Origin of the sequence: Lentzea sp. NPDC060358 (assembly GCF_042725365.1) — a bacterium.
Taxonomy (GTDB): Bacteria; Actinomycetota; Actinomycetes; order Mycobacteriales; family Pseudonocardiaceae; genus Lentzea.
On sequence record NZ_JBHXCW010000060.1, the window covers coordinates 1 to 18,320 of the forward strand.

Sequence of the window (18,320 nt, forward strand, 5' to 3'; positions counted from 1 at the left end):
AGTAGTTTCCTTCAACCCGAGTTACACCGTTCGTTTGACAGACCCCAGGTCGTCGTGCAGGTACCGCTTCGCGAAGTCGTCGATCACGAACGCGGAGCCTGCCACAGCTAACGCCACGGTGACGAAAGAACGCGAACACAGAAGCGCGGTAGCACCGGAGCCCGCACACAGGCGCGCCGGCGTGCACCGAAACGCCGTGAGGATCGCGCTCACAGAAGACGGCGGCCCACGAACGGGTGATGACGCGAACGGCGGTGCGAGCGCGGCGACGCAAAGCGGGTCGCCGGGGGTCCGGGAGAGCGTCCCAGGACGGCCGCATCCACTTTACTTGACATAATGTAGATTATCGGCGAAACGGCGACCTGCGAAGATCATCGTCGGAAGGGGTTTCGCGGCATGTGATGGTGCGTCTGCAGACACCGCCCGACGGGCAGGCCGGCCGTCCCTGCAGACGCCTCACCATCTCGCCCCCGACGGTGCTGGAGCGCGGTCGGCACCGTCGAGTCGTCAGTAGAGACGTACGCAGAGTGGCGCCATTACGCTCACGATCCCCGACAAGTGACACCCTTTGGTCCAGCGCCCGGCGAACCCGGTCGAAACGGACATTTCATGCATAATCGCCATTATCCAGCACGGCGAGCGGAATTGTCGGTGTCGTGCGGTACAAGATCCATATGCACGTGCTCGCCGCCCAGGACGCCTTCTTCCTCGCCCGCCGGACCCGCAAGGACTCCCCGCACACCACAGCGGCCTACCGGCGGGACCTCTCCGGCGTGAACACCCTCCTGGCCGAGGCGCTCCTCTCCCCCGTGCAGGACCTGGTGGTGCAGGACCTGACGGGCTCGAACCTGCGTCACGCTTTCGGGTTGTTCGCGGACACGCACGCCAAGAGCTCGGTGCTGCGGGCCTGGTCGACGTGGAACCAGTTCCTGACGTTCTGCGTGGCCGAGGACCTCATCGCCGGCAACCCGATGGGCGCTGTCGCGCGTCCCAAGACGCCTCCCCTGGTCCCCAAGCCGCTGCGGGGTGAGGACACCCCCGAGCAGTTGCTCACGGCGGCGGCGGAGGGGGCGAGCAAGGGGCGTGACCCGTGGCCGGAGCGCGACGTGCTGGTGATCGCGCTGGGGCTGGTCGCGGGTCTGCGCAGCGCGGAGATGCGGACGTTGACGCTGGCGAGCGTGGTGGGGCGGGAGGGTGATCGGCGGTTGCACGTGAAGGGCAAGGGCAACCGGGACCGGAGTGTGCCGATCGAGCCGCCGATGGAGCGGATCGTGGACGAGTACCTGCGGAGTTGCCGGCGGCGGTTCCCGCAGGGGCGGTTCGACCGGGACAGCGCGTTGCTGCGGGACCGGCACGGTGAGCCGATCGGGCGGGGTGGGCTCGAGTACCTGGTGAAGTCGTGCTTCCGGTGGGCGGGGTTGAACGACCGGGTGCCGACGGGGGCGAACCTGCACGCGTTGCGGCACACGTTCGCGACGCGGCTGGCGGAGGACGGGGCGTCGGCGAGCGAGATCATGGCGTTGCTGGGGCACGCGAGTCTGGCGACGAGTCAGAACTACATCGAGGCGACGGCGCGGGAGCGGCGGGCGGCGGTGGCGAGCAACAGGACGTATCGGGCGTTGAAGGACATCTAGCGGGGTTCCAGCGGCGTGCGGGACTCTCGGGGTGCGTGTGTGACGTCGGGGGTCGCCCGGTTGCCGGTGGGTTAGGCCGTGTGGGTGATCTGAGAGTGCGAAAACCGCATTTCAGGGGTACCCAATGAGGATGAGATCCGTGTGGCGTGGGGCCATCTCCTTCGGGTTGGTGACGATCGCCGTGCGCCTTTACACGGCTGTCGAGGAGCACGACTTCCGGTTCAACCAGGTGCACCGCGAGGACGGTGGGCGCATCAGGTACAAGCGCGTCTGTTCGGTGTGCGGTGCCGAGGTCGAGTTCTCGGACATCACCAAGGGCTACGAGTTGGACGACGGCCGGATGGTGGTGATGGAGAACGAGGACTTCGAGAAGTTGCCGGTGAAGACGGACAAGTCGATCGACGTGCTGGAGTTCGTGCCGGCGGAGGAGATCGATCCGATCTACTTCCAGAAGACGTACTACCTGGAGCCGGACAAGGCGGCGGCGCGGCCGTACGTGCTGCTCAGGGATGCGTTGGTGAAGACGGGTCAGCTGGCGGTCGTGAAGATCACGATCCGGCAGAAGGAGACGCTGGCGACGATCCGGGCGCGTGATGACGTGCTGGTGATGCACACGATGTTGTGGCCGGACGAGATCCGGAAGGCGGAGTTCGACTTCCTGGAGTCCGACGTCGAGGTGCGGCCGCAGGAGTTGAAGATGGCGACGTCGCTGGTGGAGTCGATGGCGGGTGACTTCGATCCGGACTCGTTCACCGACGACTACCGGGATGCGCTGGAGAAGGTGATCGCGGCGAAGGCGGAGGGTGCGGAGTTGCCCGAGCAGCCGGAGGCCGAGGACAAGGGTGATGTCATCGATCTGATGACGGCTCTGGAGCGCAGTGTGGAGAAGGCGAAGGCGGGGCGGAAGAGCACGAAGAAGGCGCCGCCCAAGAAGAAGGCCTCGTCGGCGTAGATGGCCGGGCTCGACGAGTACCGGCGCAAGCGGGATCCGGCCAGGACGCCGGAGCCCGTGCCGGGTGCTGGGGATCTGCCCCGGGGTGACGATGACACGTTCGTGATCCAGGAGCACCACGCGTCGAGCCTGCATTGGGATGTGCGGCTGGAGCGTGGTGGTGTGCTGGTGTCGTGGGCGGTGCCGAAGGGGCTGCCGCCGACGACCGATGTGGTCAGGCTTGCTGTGCACACCGAGGACCACCCTGTGGAGTATGCGGAGTTCTCGGGTGAGATTCCGAAGGGTGAGTACGGCGGCGGCGAGATGTTCATCTGGGACAGCGGCCGCTACGAGACGGTGAAGTGGTCGGACCGCGAGGTCGACGTCGTCCTGCACGGGCACCGCGTCGAGGGTCAGTTCGTGTTCTTCCGGTCGGGGAACGACGGGAAGAACTGGATGGTGAAGCGGCGGCACGCGGCGGCGCGGCCGGACTGGCAGGTGTTGCCGGAGCAGGTCAGGCCGATGCTGGCGGTGCCGGGGCCGCTCCCCCACGACGATGACGACCAGTGGGCGTACGAGTTCAAGTGGGACGGTGTGCGGGCGATCCTGCGGGTCGAGGGTGGCCGGGTGCAGGGGTGGTCGCGGCTGGGCAACGACGTCACGGTGGCGTATCCGGAGTTGCAGGGTGTGGGTGAGCAGCTGGGGTCGACGGAGGCGTTGCTGGACGGGGAGATCGTGGCGTTGCGGGACGGGCGGCCGAGTTTCAGCGCGTTGCAGAACCGGATGCACGTGAGCAGGTCCGATGCCGCGCGGCGGGCTGCGCGGCAGTTCCCGGTGACGTTGCTGTTGTTCGATCTGCTGCACCTGGACGGCACGTCGTTGTTGCACCTGCCGTTTCGGCAGCGGCGGGAGTTGTTGCGCGGGCTTGAGCTGAAGGGGTCGCATTGGCTGACTCCCCCGTCTTATGACGAGGACGGGGCGGCGGTGCTGGCGGCGAGCCGGGAGCAGGGGCTCGAGGGGGTGGTGGCGAAGCGGCTGGACTCGGTGTACGTGCCGGGGTCGCGGTCGCCGGTGTGGCGCAAGATCACCGATTTGATGGCGCAGGAGGTGGTCATCGGGGGGTGGCGGATGGGTGAGGGCAAGCGGGCCGGGGTGATCGGGGCGTTGTTGCTGGGTATTCCGTGCGACGGTGGGCTGGCGTTCGCGGGGTCGGTGGGGACCGGGTTCAACGACGCGGAGCTGGCGGTGCTGACGCCGCGGTTGGAGGCGTTGGCGCGCGGGTCGTCGCCGTTCGTGACGGAGATGCCGAGGGAGAGGTCCAGGGGCGCGAGGTGGGTGGAGCCGGAGCTGGTGGCGGAGGTGGTGTTCCGGCAGTGGACGCCGGACGGGCGGATGCGGTTCCCGGCGTGGCGGGGGTTGCGGCCGGACAAGTCGCCCGGGGAGGTGCGGCGCGGTGAGCGGTGAGGTCAGTGTCCGGGTCGAGGGCCGGGTGCTGAAGCTGACGAACCTGGACAAGGTGCTGTACCCGGAGTTCGGGTTCTCCAAGGGTGAGGTGATCGACTACTACACCCGGATCGCGCCGGTGCTGCTCCCCCACCTGAAGGACCGGCCGGTGACGACGAAGCGGTATCCGAACGGGGTGGACGGGAAGTGGTTCTTCGAGAAGAACGCCCCGGAGCACCGTCCCGAGTGGGTGCGGACGGTGCGGCTGGAGTCGCCGGGCAGCACGAAGGGCAACGAGACCGTCAACCACGTGGTGGTCGACGAGCTGGCGACGCTGGTGTGGCTGGCGAACCTGGCGGCGCTGGAGTTGCACGTGCCGCAGTGGACGGTGGGGCCGCGCGGGGGCAAGCGGGATCCGGATCTGCTGGTGTTCGACCTGGATCCGGGTGCGCCGGCGTCGTTGGTGCAGTGCTGCCGGGTGGCGGAGCTGGTGCGGACGGTGCTGGACGACGACGGTGTGGACGCGTGGGCGAAGACGTCGGGGAACAAGGGGTTGCAGGTGTACGCGTACGCGCCGGCGAAGGACACGGCGGAGTACGCGAAGGGGGTGGCGCGGCGGCTGGCGAGGGAGCATCCGGAGCTGGTCGTGTCGACGATGGCGAGGGCGCAGCGCACCGGGAAGGTGCTGATCGACTGGTCGCAGAACAATCCGGCGAAGACGACGGTGGCGCCGTACTCGTTGCGGGCGCGGGAGAAGCCCGCGGTGTCGGCGCCGGTCACGTGGGACGAGGTCGAGGAGTGCCGGGTGGTGGAGGACCTGGTGTTCACGGCTGACGAGGTGCTGGAGCGGGTCGACGTGGCGGGTGAGTTGTTCGGGGGTTGATATTCTGGCCGACTGCCTACGAGGGGGTTTGCCGTGAAGATCGAGCTCGCCGAGTACGACCCCGCGTGGCCGGGGCTCTTCGAACGGGAACGCGGGCGGGTGGTGGCGGCGTTGCCGGGTGCCGAGGTGGAGCACGTCGGGTCGACGTCGGTGCCGGGGTTGTGCGCGAAGCCGGTGGTGGACCTGATGCTGGTGGTGGGTGACGCGGCGGATGAGGCGTCGTACGTGCCGGTGTTGGAGGCCGCGGGGTACCGGGTGGTGGTGCGTGAGGACGAGTGGCACCACCACCGGGTTGTGAAGGGGCCGGACACGAACATCAACCTGCACGTGTTCTCGCGGGGGTGTGCGCAGGTCCGGCGGCATCTGGTGTTCCGGGACTGGTTGCGGGCGCACGAGGCGGACCGGGAGCTGTACGCGGCGGCGAAGCGGCGGCTGGCGGAGTCGGACTGGGCGTCGGTGCAGGACTACGCGAACGCGAAGAGCGGTGTGGTGCTGGACGTCCTGGAGCGGGCGTATGTCGAGTGGCGGTTGCCGTCGGATGACGTGGAGTACTTGACGCCGACGAGGTCGGACGTGCGTGTCGTGCTGCAGGAGTACGACGCGGTGTGGGCGCGGTGGTACGCGGTCGAGGAGGCGCGGATCCGTGCGGCGCTGGGCGGGGTGGTGCTGCGGCTGGAGCACGGCTGGTACGAGCACCGGTTGCTCAAGCGGCACGAGGACCCGGACGTGAACCTGCACGTCTTCTCCCCCGCGTGCGAGGAGGTCGACCGGATGCTGGTGTTCCGCGACTTCCTGCGCGGTGACGACGGGGCTCGGGAGGAGTACGAACGGACCAAGCGCGCCTTGGCGGGCGAGTCCTGGGACAGGGTCCAGGACTACGCCGATGCCAAGACGCGCGTGGTCGAGCGGATCATCCTGCGGGCGCTGGCCTGATGGGCCGGGGCTTGGTCAGCCGAGGCGGCAGGCGCTGAGGATGATCTCCTGGCCGAGCAGGGTGCGGACGCGGACGGCGTTCTGGACGAGCTGGCCGTTCGGTGCGGTGGTGGTCTCGTTGAGGTGGACGGTGGCGACGCCGGGGATGCCGATGGTGGCGGGGGCGGTGCCGATGGGCTGGCCGTTGAGGGTGCCGACCTTGGACGAGCCGGTGATGCCGTTCGCGTCGCTCACGCACTTGGCCTCGAGGGCGTTGAGGGTGATGGCGCCGCCGAGCAGGCTGGCGCCTTCAACGCGGGCCTGGGCGACGGTGCGGCCGGTGGTGGCGTCGAGGGTGCAGTCGGCGTGCAGGGCGTTGACGGAGGCGAGGCCGAGGACGTTCACGGTGGCGACGGTCTTGTCCTCGTTGGGCGGGCACTGGGCGTGCGGGGTCTTGGCGATGCCGATGAGGCCGGTGGCGTTGAGGGCCCAGGCCTCGCCGCGCAGGTAGACGACGACCTTGAGGGTGGCGGTGGCGGAGCCGCCGTCGTCGTCGGTGACGGTGACCAGGACGTTGTGCGCGCCGAGGGCGGTGAAGGTGCGGGAGGCGGTGCAGGTGCCGCTGCCGGTGCCCTGGGCGACGGTGCCGTTGACGGTGGGGCTGCCGTCGTCGAAGTTCAGGGTGCAGGTGTGCTTGTCGTTGGTGGCGATGTCGGTGAACGGCGCGCTGAAGTTGACGGTGGTGCCGCGGGTGACGAGCGTCTTGTCGGCGTTGAGGGTGACCTGCGGGGCGACGTTGGCCAGGGTGAGCGTGGTGGTCTGGGCGACGGGCGGGTTCACGCCGTCGTTGGCGGTGAGGGTGAGCGTCCAGACCCCGTCATCGGTGCACTTGACGGTGGTGGTCTGGGCGGCGGGGTTGCCGAAGGAGCAGGTGGCGCCCGCGTCGACGCCGGACTGCGGTGCGGCGCTCCAGGTGGTGGTCAGCGCGGGGCCGTCGGGGTCGGTGACCTGGCCGGCGAGGCCGACGCCGGTGCCTTCCTGGCCCGCGTAGGGGCCGCCGGGGGTGACGACGGGCGGGGCGTTGACGATGACCGTGGTGCACTCGGTGACGTCACCGGCTCCGCCGCCGTCGGTGCCGCGCGCGGTGACGCACAGTTCGTGGGTGCCGGCGGTCAGGGCCGGGGTGTCGACGGTGTAGTCGACGGTGGCGGGGCCGTCCTGGGGCAGGCCCGGGGTGATCGAGGTGACCGGGATGTCGGCGCCGTTGTCGACCTTGAGCGTGAGGGCGGTGAGCTTGGAGGCGATGACGCCGGGCACGACGTCGGGCAGCTGGGCGACGTTCGGGACGTCGGTGCAGGTGCCGCCGGTGGTCTCGGCGATCTTGCGCAGGGAGCCCTGGGAGCCGTTGTTGGTGCAGGCGGCGCCGTTGGAGATGGCGAAGGTGAAGATCGTGATGCCGGCGTCGACGGCGTCCTGCAGGGCGGCGTCGACGGTGCCGGCGTCGGAGGAGCCTCCGTCGGAGAAGAACACCATGAGCTTGCGGGCCTGGGGTGCGGCGGTGGCGGAGGAGATGCCGGCGTTGAGGCCGCCGACGAAGTTGGTGCTGCCGCCGGCGCTGCGGGCGGTGAACAGGTTCACGCCGCCGCTGATGTAGGCGCTGCCGAGGACTTCGGAGATGTCGGTGGTGCCGTTGCCGTTGGCGTCCGCGGCGGGCGGGGTGATCTTCTGGTCGCCGGCGGCGGGGCTGACGTCGGCGGACTGGCCGCTGGCGCCGAACACGGCGGCGCCGACGTTGCCGACGACGGTGTTGGGGACGGCGGCTTTGGCGTTGAGGGCGCGGGCGGCGGCGATCTCGCAGTCGAGGATGGTGGCGGGCTGGCCGTCGCCGTTCTGGTCGCCGCCGCAGCCCGCGGCGACGCCGGTCTGGGTGGAGCCGGACACGTCGAGCACGTAGGTCAGGGCGGTGTCGACGACCGCGACGCCGGTGCCGATCGAGGCCTTGCCCGTCACGGTGACGGGGCCGGGCACGACCACGGTGTTGTCGGCGGGGCCGGTGATGGTGACGCCGATGCTGGTGCCGCCGGGCAGGTTGCCGGCGGCGGCGTGCGCTGGGATGGCGAGTGCCACGGTGGCCGTCAGTGCGGCTGTGACCGTGATGGTGCGTCTCATGGTGCTCCGCTCAACTGGCTGAGGTCCCCCGACCCACCGGAAGGAGACCGCACGTGCCGACTCGAATACAGGGGGTCACCACATTGCGCAGCCGAATAGACCATTCGGAGCAGTGCGGGGGTTACGGTCCAGGCGTGAGCGGGGTGTGCGGCGTTCAGCGGTTCGTGGCGGGTGTTCAGCTGTTCAGGGGATTGAGTTGCGGGCCGTTCGGCCCGAACCTGCGGCGGTAGTCCGACGGGCTCAGGCCGGTCTCGCGGCGCATCACCGCGCGCAGGTTCGCGGCGGTGCCCAGGCCGGTGCGGCGGGCCACGACGTCCAGGCGCGGCTCCCCCAGTTCGATCAGCCGGCACGCCAGGGTGACGCGTTCGCCGGTGAGCCACGCGAGCGGGGTGGTGCCGAGCTGGGCCTGGAAGCGGCGGTGCAGCGTCGCGGGGCTGACGTTCGCGCGGGTGGCCAGGCCGGTGACGGTGAGCGCGGTGTCGAGGTGCTCCTGCGCCCACGCGAGCAGCGGTGCGAGGGACTCGCCGGGCAGTTCGGGCACCGGGCGCTGGACGAACTGGCGTTGCCCGCCGTCGCGGTGGGCGGCGAAGACGAGGCGGCGGCTCACGGAGTTGGCGATCTCGGCGCCGTGGTCGCGGCGCACCAGGTGCAGGCCGAGGTCGAGGGCGGCGGCGCTGCCGGCGGAGGTGAGGATGTCGCCGTCGTCGACGAACAGCACGTCCGGTTCCAGCCGCACGGCCGGGAAGCGGGCGCGGAACTCGCCGGCCCACTGCCAGTGGGCGGTGGCGCGGCGGCCGTCGAGGACGCCGGCTTCGGCGAGGGTGAACGCGCCGCTGCAGCAGCCCACCAGGCGGGCGCCGCGGGCGTGGGCGCGGCGGACGGCGTCGAGGACGGCGGGGCTGCGCGGGGTGGCGACGTCGGGCCGGTTCGGCACGATGAGCGTGTCGGCGGTGTCGGCCGCGTCGAGGCCCGCGACGCCGGTGAGGGTGAAGAACCCGTCGCGCATGGCGGTGGCGGGCTGGGCCGCGCACAGCCGGAAGTCGTAGAGGTCGCGGCCGAGCTCGGGGCGGCGCAGGCCGAAGATCTCGATGGTGCAGCCGAGCTCGAACGGGTTGGAGTTCTCGTCGACGAGCACCACGACCCGGTGCGAGGATTCTTGCGGCATGTGCGATTCCTAGCACTCACGCCGGCGAGGCGACAACGGCCACGCTGTTCGGCGTGACCGAACCCATCTCTCTCGACACCGCCCTCGCGTCGTTCGACGCCTTGTGGAGCCCGCGGATCGTGACCCGCGTCAACGACTACGACGTGCGCATCGCCAAGGTCGACGGCGAGCACGTCTGGCACGTCCACGACCACACCGACGAGTTCTTCCTCGTCCTTCACGGCGAGCTGCACCTCGGCCTGCGCGAACCCGGCGGCGAACGGACCGTCGTGCTGGCCCGCGGGCAGGTGTTCACCGTGCCCCGCGGCACCTACCACAAGCCGGCCGCCCCGCACGGCGCGTCGATCCTGATGTTCGAACCCACCGGCACCATGACCACCGGCGACCACCACGACCCCGTGCCCGGCCACGTGGACTCGACCGCCGGGCACGAACTCGTCCCCTGACACCGCGCGGTGCGGAAGAATCACGCGGCGTGAGGTTCGGGGTGCTGGGGCCGGTCGAGGTGTACGACGAGCAGGGGGCGGTGATCACCGTCGCCGCACCCCGGCAACGGGCGCTGCTCGCGCTGCTGGCGCTCGACGCGGGCCGCGTCGTCGGCCACGACCGGCTGGTCGACGGCCTGTACCCCGCGCCGCCCGCCGGTGCCGCCAACGCGTTGCAGTCCCAGGTCTCGCGGTTGCGCCGGTCCGTGCCCGGCCTCGTCGTCGAGCACCACCCCGCCGGCTACCGGCTCGCCGCCGCCCCGTCCGACGTCGACGTCCACCGGTGCACCGAGCTGCTGGAGGCCGGGCGGGGCGCGGAGGCGCTCGCGTTGTGGCGCGGCCCGGCGCTGGCCGACGTCGACGCGCCCTTCGCGGGGCAGGCGCGGCAGCGGCTGGCGGAAGTGCTCATCGACTGCACGCTGTCCGGCGGGACCGAGGACGACCTGCGCCAGGTCCTCGCCGAGCACCCGCTGCGCGAGGACGTGCGGGCGGCGCTGATGCGCGCCCTGCACCGCGACGGCCGCACCCCCGAGGCGTTGCAGGTGTTCGCGCAGGGCCGGGAGCTGCTGGCCGACGAGCTCGGCGTCGATCCCTCCCCCGCGCTGGCCGCCGCCCACCTCGAGCTGCTGCGGCCCGCGCCGCCGCACCGGGGCCTGCCCGCCCAGCTGACCAGCTTCGTCGGCCGCGACGACGACCTGCGCCGCGTCAGCCGGTGGTTGCGCGGCCACCGCCTCGTCACGCTCACCGGCCCCGGCGGCACCGGCAAGACCCGGCTCGCCGTCGAGGTCGCCCGCCGCGACCCCGGCGAGGTGGCGTTCGTCGACCTCAGCGCCACCACCGAGGTCGCCCGCACCCTGCTCGGCGGCATCGGCGTCCGCGAGTCCGGGCTGCTCTCCGCCGCGCCCGTCGGCGCCGAGCAGCGGCTGCGCGCCGCCCTGGCCGGCCGTGCGGTCCTGCTCGTCGTCGACAACTGCGAACACGTCGTCGACGACGCCGCCCGCGTGCTCGGGTCCCTGCTGGCCGCCTGCCCCGGGGTGCGGGTGCTCGCGACCAGCCGCGAACCGCTCGGCATCACCGGCGAGGTCCTCAGCCCGGTCGCCGCCCTGGACGACGAGTCCGCCACGCGGCTGTTCCTCGACCGCGCCCAGGCCGTCCAGCCCGGCTTCACCGCACCCGCCGGCGTCGTGGCCGAGGTGTGCCGGCGGCTGGACGGCATCGCCCTGGCCGTCGAACTGGCCGCCGCCCGCGTGCGCACCCTGCCGCTGGCCGAGATCACCGCGCGCCTGGACGACCGGTTCCGGCTGCTGTCGAAGGGCAGCCGCACCGCCGCGCCCCGCCACCGCACGCTGCACGCCGTCGTCGAGTGGAGCTGGGACCTGCTCGACGACGCCGAACGCGACCTCGCCGCCCGCTTCACCGTCTTCTCCGGCGGCGCCCGCCTCGACGCCGTCACCGCCGTCACCGGCTCCGACGTCGACACCCTGACCTCGCTGGTCGACAAGTCCCTCGTCGAGATCAGCGGCGACCGGTACCGGATGCTCGACACCATCCGCGCGTTCTGCGCCGGGCACGCACCCGACCTGCGCGAGCGGCACGCCCGCTGGTTCCTCGCGCAGGCCCGCGAGGCCGAACCGCACCTGCGCGGCCACGACCAGGTCGAATGGCTCACCCGGCTCACCGCCGAGCACGACAACCTCGCCGCCGCCGTCCGCTGGGCCACCGGGCACGACCACCGGCTGGCCCTGGAGCTCGTGGCCGCCCTCGCGACCTACCACTGGTTCCGCGGCCTGCGCACCGAAGCCGCCCAGCAGGCCGACGCCGTGCTGCACGCGTGCGGCGAGACCCCGCCCGCCGGTCACGAGCAGGAGTACGCGATGTGCCTGCTCACGGCCTGGCCCGTCGCGACCGGCGACCAGAGCGCCCGCATCCGCCAGGCCGACGCGCTCATGACCGCGCTCGACGCCCCGCCGCGCTACCCGATCACGACCCTGCTGTGGGGCATGGCGCTGGGCGCGCCGGAGAACGACTCGCAGGTCTGGCACCGCCGCACCGAACTGCTCGGCACCGACCCGTGGAGCGCCGCGCTGGCCCTGGTCGGCGACGGGCTGGTCGCCCGCATGAGCGGCGACCCGCACACCGGTGAGGACCTGCTGCGCCGCGGTGCGGCGGCGTTCACCCGCGTCGGCGACCGGTGGGGTGCGGCGCTGGCGTTCGGGCAGCTCGGCGAGATCGCGCTGGCCGGGGGCGACGCCACCGCGGCGCTCGAGCACGTCGAACGGGCCCGCGGCCTGCTCGAGGAGCTCGGTGCCACCGAGGACACCGCCGAGTCGGTCACCACCCGCGCCCACACCCGCCTCGCCGCCGGTGACCTCGCCGCTGCGGCAGCGGACTTCGGCCTCGGCCTCGCGCTGGCCCGCCGTGCGGGAGCACCGGTCGTGCAGGCCGGCGCGCACCTCGGGCTGGCCGAGCTCGCCCGCGTCACCGGCGACCACGTGACCGCCTACGCCGAGTGCGACCGGGCGTGGGAGCTGACGCCGGGAGGCTGGTACGGGCCGGACGAGATGCGCTGCCACATCGCGGTGCAACGCGGCCGGATCGCCCGGTCCGCCGGCGACCCCGGCCGGGCGCGCGAGCACTTCGAGGAGGCGCTGCGCCGGGCGCTCGGGCAGCGCAACCGCGTCACCGAGACCGCCGTGCGCGCCGAACTCGCCACCCTGCAGCCCAGACCCGTCCCGTGAGCTCGACCCGACCCGCGCTCTACAGCGCCGGCACCGCGCGCACCAGCGCACGGGTGTAGTCGTGCGACGGTGCGAGCAGCACCTGCTCGGCCGGGCCCTGCTCCACGACCCTGCCCTCGTGCAGCACCACCACCCGGTCGGCGAGCTGCCACGCCAGCCCCAGGTCGTGGGTGATCAGCAGGCAGGCCAGGCCCAGGTCGGCGCGCAGCCGCCGCAGCAGCGCCACGACCTCCCCGCGCACCGACGCGTCCAGCGACGCGAGGGGTTCGTCGGCGATCAGCAGCCGGGGCCGCAGCACCAGCGCCCCGGCGATCACCACCCGCTGCTGCTGGCCGCCGGACAGCTCGTGCGGCACCGCGTCCAGGAACTGGCTCGCCGGGCGCAGCTCCGCCCGCTCCACCGCGGCCGTGACCCGGGCGTGCTCGTCGGCGGTGAGCCCGTGCACCCGCAGCCCCTCCGCCACGGCGTCGTACACGCGGTGACGGGGGTTGAGGGCGCCCGCCGGGTCCTGCGGCACGAGCTGCACCTGCCGGCGGTAGGCCCGCAGCGCCCGGCCCCTCGACGGCACCGGGGCCCCGTCGAAGTCGATCCGGCCGGAGGCAGGCGTGCACAGGCCCATGATCGTGCGGGCCAGGGTCGTCTTGCCGGAGCCGGACCCGCCGACCAGCGCCACGACCTCGCCGCGCCCGACCGCCAGGTCCACGCCGTCGACCGCACGGGTGCGGCCGTGGTCGACCACCAGGTCCCGCACCCGCAACAACGGCTCCGGCGCCGGGGCGGGGCCGGTCCGGCGGTGCGCCGGGTCGCCGATCACCGGGAACGCCGCCGCCAGCGCCGCGGTGTGCGGGTGCCGGGGAGCGGCGACCACCTCGCGGGCGGGGCCGCGTTCGACCAGCGCGCCGCGGTGCAGCACCGCCAGCTCCGCGCAGGTCGCGGCGAGCACGGACAGGTCGTGGCTGATCATCAGCAGCGCGAGGCCGCGTTCGGCGGCCAGGCGGGTCAGCAGGCCCAGCACCCTGGCCTGCACGAGCGCGTCCAGCGCGGTGGTCGGTTCGTCCGCGACCACCAGCCGCGGCCCGCACGCCAGCGCCATCGCGATCACGGCCCGCTGCTTCTGCCCGCCCGACAGCTCGTGCGGGTACGCCCGCGCCGCCGAGGCCGGCAGCTCCACCTGCTCCAGCAGGCCGGCGACGCTGCCGGGGGTGCCGTGCAGCCGCATCGGCTCGGCGATCTGGTCGCCGACGCGGCGCACCGGGTTGAGCGAGTGCTGGGCGCCCTGGAACACGATCGACGCCGCTGCCCACCGCACCGCCCGCAGCCGTCCCCACGACATCGTCCGCACGTCCTCGCCGTCGAGCAGGACCTGCCCGCCGACGCGGGCTGTCGGGGGCAGCAGCCGCAGCACCGACAGCGCGACCGTCGACTTGCCCGACCCGGACTCGCCCGCCAGGCCCAGGGTCTGACCGGCGGCCAGGGACAGGCTGACGTCGTCGACGACGCGGGTGCCGCCGTAGTGGACGGTGAGGTTGCGCAGCTCCAGCACCGTGGTCACCCGCCCGGCGCCGCGGCGGTCTCGAGGGCGCGGCCGACGAGCGTGAACGCCAGCACGACCACCACGATCGCCAGTCCCGGCGGCAGCAGGAACCACCACGCGCCCTGCGGTACCGCACCGTGCAACCGGGCCTGGTGCAGCAGCGCGCCCCACGAGATCCGCGTCGGATCGCCCAATCCAAGGAACGCCAGTGTCGACTCCGCCACGATCGACGACGCCACCGCCAGCGTGGTGGTGACCAGTACCAGCGGCACCACCGACGGCAGCACGTGCCGGGTGATCACGTGTAGGTGGCCGCCGCCCAGCGCCCGCGCGCGGTCCACGAACGGCCGGGCCCGCACCGCCAGCGTCTGCGCCCGCACCACCCGCGCCGTCGACGGCCAGCTCGTCAGCCCGATCGCCACCACGATCGTGCCCAGCCCGCGCGGCAGCACCGTCGACAACGCGATCGCCAGCACCAGCGACGGCAGCACCAGGAAGAAGTCCGTCACCCGCAGCAACACCCCCGCGAACACCCCGCCGAAGTAGCCGCTCAGCACACCCACGAGCGTGCCGATGCCCACCGACAACGCCGCCGCCGTCAGCCCCACGAACAACGACGTCCCCGTGCCCCGCACCACCAGCAACGCCACCGAACGGCCCGCGTGGTCGGTGCCCAGCAGGTGACCCGCGCCCGGTGGCCGCCACGGCGCACCGGTCACCCTGGTGACGTCGAGGGCGTCGGCGGGCACCACCAGCGGCGCCACCAGCGCGACGAGGACGGCCACCGCCAGCACCGCCGCGCCCGCCACCCCGGCCCGGTGCCGCGCGAACACGCTCATCCGGCCTCCACCCGCGGGTCGAGGAGCCCGTGCAGCAGGTCGGCCAGCAGGTTCATCACCACGACCGCGCCCGCCGTCACCACCAGCAGCCCCTGCAGCAGGAAGTAGTCCGGCCCGGTCAGCGCGTCGTGGAACAGCAGCCCCAGGCCCGGCCACGAGAACACCGTCTCCGTGGTGATCGCGCCGCCCACCACGAGACCGAACCGCAGGAACACCAGCGTGACCGCCGGCAGCACCGCGTTCGGCACGGCGTGGCGGCGGCGCACCAGGTCGTCGCGCAGCCCCTTCGCCCGCGCCGTCACCAGGTAGGCGGCGCCGGCCTCCGCCAGCACCGACGACCGCATCACCAGCACGTACTCCGCGCACACCACCGCGACCAGCGTCACCGACGGCAGCACCAGGTGGTGGGCCACGTCGAGGGACTGCGACACGAAGTCCGGTGCCGTGTCGGTGTCGCGCATCCCCCGCGACGGGAACAGCTCACCCGTGGCCATCGTCAGCAGCATGCCGAGCCAGAACGTCGGCACCGCCCACAGCGTCAGCGACACCCCCGTCGTGACCCGGTCGAACACCGAGCCGCGCCGCCAGCCCGCCCGCGCCCCGAGCCACAGCCCCGCCACCACCGCGACCAGCGTCGCCGTGCCGACCAGCAGCACCGTCGGCCCGAGCCGCTCGAGGATCACCTCCGCCACCGGGCGGCGGAACGTGAACGACGTCCCCAGGTCACCGCGCGCCAACGCGGTGACGTAGTCCCAGAACTGCTCGTGCAGCGGCCGGTCCAGGCCGAACTGCGCCCGCAGCCGGGCCTGCGCCGCCGCCGTCGTCGGCCGCCCGCGCGTCATCGACACGACCGGATCGCCCGGCAGCACCCGGAACAGGAAGAACCCCAGCACCGCCACCATCACCAGGCTCAGCGCGGCACCCCCGAGCCGACCGGCCAGCCGCACCGCTACTCGCGCTCCCCGGCCGTGGCCCGCTGCCGGCGCAGGTAGACCACGATCGCCATCAGCATCGACGAGCCCGCCGCACCGAACGCCGCGAGCCCGCCCCACCCGCGCGGAGCCGGGGCGACCCGCTCGGCCGGTTCGGCGCCGTAGTAACCCCACACGCCGTGCTGCCCCATGATCACACCGCCCTGCGCGGGCTGCGTCGGGAACCGGGCGAAGCGGTCGGACCGGTAGGCCTCCAGCGCGTCGTCGTAGGCCAGCACCACCGCGGGCACCTGGTCGTGGAACCGGGCCTGCAGCTGCCGCACCAGGTCCTGGCGGCGGCCCTCGTCGAACTCCGAGAGCTGCTCGGCGTAGAGCCGGTCGTAGGTCTCGTCGCAGAAGTGGGCGTCGGTCGCACCGCCCCTGCCGTCCGCGCCCGGCCGTTGCGCGCAGGTGTGCAGGCCCAGCACGAAGTCCGGGTCCACGTTCGCCGCCCAGCCGGAGAACGCCAGGTCGTAGGTCGCCGCGGTGGTCTCCTCGCTGAGCTGGCCGTCCGACACCAGCCGCACGTCCAGCCGCACGCCGATGTCGGCCATCCACCGCTTCAGGTGCTCGGCGGCCTGCTCGTCGTAGGCGCGTCCCGCCCGGCCGAGCAGCCGCAGCCCGAACCGGGTGCCGTCGGCACCGCGCGGGTGGCCCGCCGCGTCGAGGGCGGCGTTCGCGGCGGCCGGGTCGAACGCGCGCCGCTGCTCGGGCGAGGGCTGCCAGTGCCACTGCGCGAACACCGGCGGCACCAGCCCGGCGCCCCTGTCCGCGTAGCCGAGGCTGACCCGCGCCACCAGTGCGTCGAGGTCGATGGCCTGCGCGATCGCCCGCCGCACGGCGACCTCGCGCAACGCCGGGTTGCCGTCACCGAACGGCTCACCGGTGCGGGTCCGCGCGCCGGGGTTGACGAGCAGTTCGGTGAAGCGGCGGCCCTGCGCCCTGTTGCGCGTCACGCCCGCCTTGCCCGCGAGCGAGTCGAACTGGGCCGGCGTCATCCGGTTGACCAGGTCGACCTCGCCCTTGCCCAGCGCCCGCACCGCGGCGTCGGAGTTCTGGAAGTACACGAAGTGCAGCTCGTCGTAGGCGGGGGCACCGCGCCAGTAGGTCTTGTTGGCCCGCAGCTTGAGGAACTGCCCCGGCACGTGCTCGGTCAGCACGAACGGGCCCGAGCCCACCACCGGCATGCGGTCGTTGGCGTGGTCCTTGACGCTGCCGACCCGCTCCCACACGTGCGCGGGCACGATCGGGATGTCCAGCGCGAGCATCGTCACCTGCGGCGCCTTCGTCTTCACGACCACCGTCGCGGGGTCGGGGGCGGTGACGGTGTCGAAGTTGGCGACGAAGCCGCCGTTCGCGGTGCGGGCGGCCTCGTCGGCGAGCATCAGGTTGTAGGTGAACGCCACGTCGTGCGCGGTGATCGGCTGCCCGTCGGACCACCTCTTGCCCGCGGGCACGGTGAAGGTCCAGGTGAGCTTGTCCGCCGACGGTTCCCACCGGTTCGCCAGGCCCTCGGTGACCGCCTGGTCGCGCGCCGAGTAGGCCGTGAGGGAGTCGTACATCAGCCGGTTGATCTCCGTGCTCGACTGGAACACCGCGAGGAACGGGTTCAGCGAGTCGATCTGCTGGACGATCGCGACCTTCAGCACGACCGGCGCCTGCGCCGCGGCCGGCGGTACCGGCAGCGCCAGCGCCGTTGCTAATGCAACCAACGCGCCCCACTTCACCCGCACGACAACCCCTCTCCCCAGTGACCGGCCGCTAACTTACCGAGATGTGCGAATCCTGATCTCGGCGGACATGGAAGGCGCCACCGGCGTCACCTGGACCGCGGACGTCGTGCCCGGTACCGAGCAGTGGCAGCGGTTCCGGCGCCTGTTCACCGGCGACGTCAACGCCTGCGTCACCGGCCTGATCGCGGGCGGCGCGACGGAGGTGGTCGTCAACGAGGCCCACTCCTCGCAGCGCAACCTGCTGCTCGAGGACCTGCACCCGTCGGCCCGGCTGCTCACCGGCCGCCACAAACCGCTGTCGATGATGCAGGGCGTCCAGGACGACGTCGCCGGGGTCGTGTTCCTCGGCTACCACACCGGCGCCGGCACCCCCGGCGTGCTCGCCCACACCTACCTGGAGAACTCCATCACCGGCGTGTGGCTCGACGGCGTGCCCGCCTCCGAAGGCCACCTCAACGCCGCACTGGCCGCCGAGTACGGCGTACCGGTGCTGCTGGTCACCGGCGACGACCTCACGTGCGTCGACGCCGCCGGGTACGTGCCGTCGGCCGAGCTCGTGGCGGTCAAGAACTGCGTGTCGCGGTACGCGGCCCTGTGCCTGCCACCCGCCGTCACCGCCGAAACCACCACCGCCGCCGCCCGCACGGCGATGGCCTCGGCCGGACCGGTGCGCCCCCGGCTGTCCCCGCACCGCATCGAGGTCGAGTTCGACGCCGGCCACCTCGCCGACGCCGCCGCCATCGTGCCCACCGTCGAGCACCTCGGCGTGCGCCGCGTCGGGTTTGACGCCGAGTCCATGACCGAGGCGATGAAGGCGTTCAAGGTGGTCACGCACATCGCCGCCGGGGCGATCGAGGGCATCTACGGCTGAAACGTAGGGTGG

14 protein-coding genes are annotated in these 18,320 nt (G+C 72.4%); 8 read left to right on the forward strand and 6 right to left on the reverse strand.

Features of this window, described 5'->3' with window-relative positions; genetic code table 11:
• The first annotated feature begins 656 nt into the window (after nucleotides 1–656).
• The 5 genes from ACFWGZ_RS15475 to ACFWGZ_RS15495 all read left to right on the forward strand — a co-directional run bounded on the left by ACFWGZ_RS15475 (nucleotide 657) and on the right by ACFWGZ_RS15495 (nucleotide 5,824).
• Nucleotides 657–1,634, forward strand: a complete 978-nt coding sequence (locus ACFWGZ_RS15475; RefSeq protein ID WP_382452160.1) for a tyrosine-type recombinase/integrase — start codon at nucleotides 657–659, stop codon at nucleotides 1,632–1,634.
• Nucleotides 1,635–1,764: 130 nt separating this feature from the next.
• Nucleotides 1,765–2,586 carry a Ku protein gene (locus ACFWGZ_RS15480; RefSeq protein WP_382452161.1) on the forward strand — a complete coding sequence of 274 codons (822 nt, stop codon included), beginning with the start codon at nucleotides 1,765–1,767 and terminating at the stop codon, nucleotides 2,584–2,586.
• Nucleotides 2,587–4,029 (forward strand): non-homologous end-joining DNA ligase, encoded by a 1,443-nt coding sequence (gene ligD, locus ACFWGZ_RS15485; protein WP_382452162.1) that lies wholly within the window; start codon nucleotides 2,587–2,589, stop codon nucleotides 4,027–4,029.
• Nucleotides 4,019–4,891, forward strand: coding sequence for a non-homologous end-joining DNA ligase (gene ligD / locus ACFWGZ_RS15490; RefSeq protein ID WP_382452163.1), 873 nt, complete (start codon nucleotides 4,019–4,021; stop codon nucleotides 4,889–4,891). The genes ligD (ACFWGZ_RS15485) and ligD (ACFWGZ_RS15490) overlap by 11 nt, the downstream gene beginning before the upstream one ends.
• Before the next feature lie 33 nt (nucleotides 4,892–4,924).
• Complete coding sequence (locus tag ACFWGZ_RS15495) at nucleotides 4,925–5,824, forward strand: GrpB family protein (protein WP_382452164.1); 900 nt, start codon at nucleotides 4,925–4,927, stop codon at nucleotides 5,822–5,824.
• Between the two features lie 15 nt (nucleotides 5,825–5,839).
• Here the strand turns inward: ACFWGZ_RS15495 and ACFWGZ_RS15500 are convergent, their stop codons facing one another.
• Both ACFWGZ_RS15500 and ACFWGZ_RS15505 read right to left on the reverse strand, forming a co-directional pair.
• Nucleotides 5,840–7,972, reverse strand: a complete 2,133-nt coding sequence (locus ACFWGZ_RS15500; RefSeq protein WP_382452165.1) for a choice-of-anchor P family protein — start codon at nucleotides 7,970–7,972, stop codon at nucleotides 5,840–5,842.
• A 175-nt stretch (nucleotides 7,973–8,147) separates the two neighbouring features.
• Complete coding sequence (locus tag ACFWGZ_RS15505; protein ID WP_382452166.1) at nucleotides 8,148–9,137, reverse strand: helix-turn-helix domain-containing protein; 990 nt, start codon at nucleotides 9,135–9,137, stop codon at nucleotides 8,148–8,150.
• A gap of 53 nt (nucleotides 9,138–9,190) precedes the next feature.
• On the opposite strand from ACFWGZ_RS15505, the gene ACFWGZ_RS15510 reads away from it, so the two are divergent.
• Together ACFWGZ_RS15510 and ACFWGZ_RS15515 are read left to right on the forward strand one after the other, a co-directional pair.
• On the forward strand, nucleotides 9,191–9,583 hold the full coding sequence (locus tag ACFWGZ_RS15510) for a cupin domain-containing protein (RefSeq protein WP_382452167.1): 393 nt from the start codon (nucleotides 9,191–9,193) through the stop codon (nucleotides 9,581–9,583).
• A 29-nt stretch (nucleotides 9,584–9,612) separates the two neighbouring features.
• Nucleotides 9,613–12,360, forward strand: a complete 2,748-nt coding sequence (locus tag ACFWGZ_RS15515; protein WP_382452168.1) for an ATP-binding protein — start codon at nucleotides 9,613–9,615, stop codon at nucleotides 12,358–12,360.
• 19 nt (nucleotides 12,361–12,379) lie between these two features.
• Here ACFWGZ_RS15515 and ACFWGZ_RS15520 read toward each other — a convergent pair whose 3' ends face one another.
• Genes ACFWGZ_RS15520 through ACFWGZ_RS15535 form a run of 4 tightly spaced genes read right to left on the reverse strand, consistent with a single transcriptional unit; the run spans nucleotide 12,380 to nucleotide 17,437 of the window.
• Nucleotides 12,380–13,912 carry an ATP-binding cassette domain-containing protein gene (locus ACFWGZ_RS15520; protein ID WP_382452169.1) on the reverse strand — a complete coding sequence of 511 codons (1,533 nt, stop codon included), beginning with the start codon at nucleotides 13,910–13,912 and terminating at the stop codon, nucleotides 12,380–12,382.
• On the reverse strand, nucleotides 13,909–14,733 hold the full coding sequence (locus ACFWGZ_RS15525; protein ID WP_382452170.1) for an ABC transporter permease: 825 nt from the start codon (nucleotides 14,731–14,733) through the stop codon (nucleotides 13,909–13,911). The genes ACFWGZ_RS15520 and ACFWGZ_RS15525 overlap by 4 nt, the downstream gene beginning before the upstream one ends.
• The gene (locus tag ACFWGZ_RS15530; RefSeq protein WP_382452171.1) at nucleotides 14,730–15,680 is read right to left on the reverse strand and encodes an ABC transporter permease; all 951 of its coding nucleotides are present in this window, start codon (nucleotides 15,678–15,680) and stop codon (nucleotides 14,730–14,732) included. The genes ACFWGZ_RS15525 and ACFWGZ_RS15530 overlap by 4 nt, the downstream gene beginning before the upstream one ends.
• A gap of 2 nt (nucleotides 15,681–15,682) precedes the next feature.
• The gene (locus ACFWGZ_RS15535; RefSeq protein WP_382452172.1) at nucleotides 15,683–17,437 is read right to left on the reverse strand and encodes an ABC transporter substrate-binding protein; all 1,755 of its coding nucleotides are present in this window, start codon (nucleotides 17,435–17,437) and stop codon (nucleotides 15,683–15,685) included.
• Between the two features lie 43 nt (nucleotides 17,438–17,480).
• Here ACFWGZ_RS15535 and ACFWGZ_RS15540 point away from each other — a divergent pair, with 43 nt between their 5' ends.
• Nucleotides 17,481–18,308, forward strand: a complete 828-nt coding sequence (locus tag ACFWGZ_RS15540; RefSeq protein WP_382452173.1) for a M55 family metallopeptidase — start codon at nucleotides 17,481–17,483, stop codon at nucleotides 18,306–18,308.
• The last annotated feature ends 12 nt before the right edge of the window (nucleotides 18,309–18,320 follow it).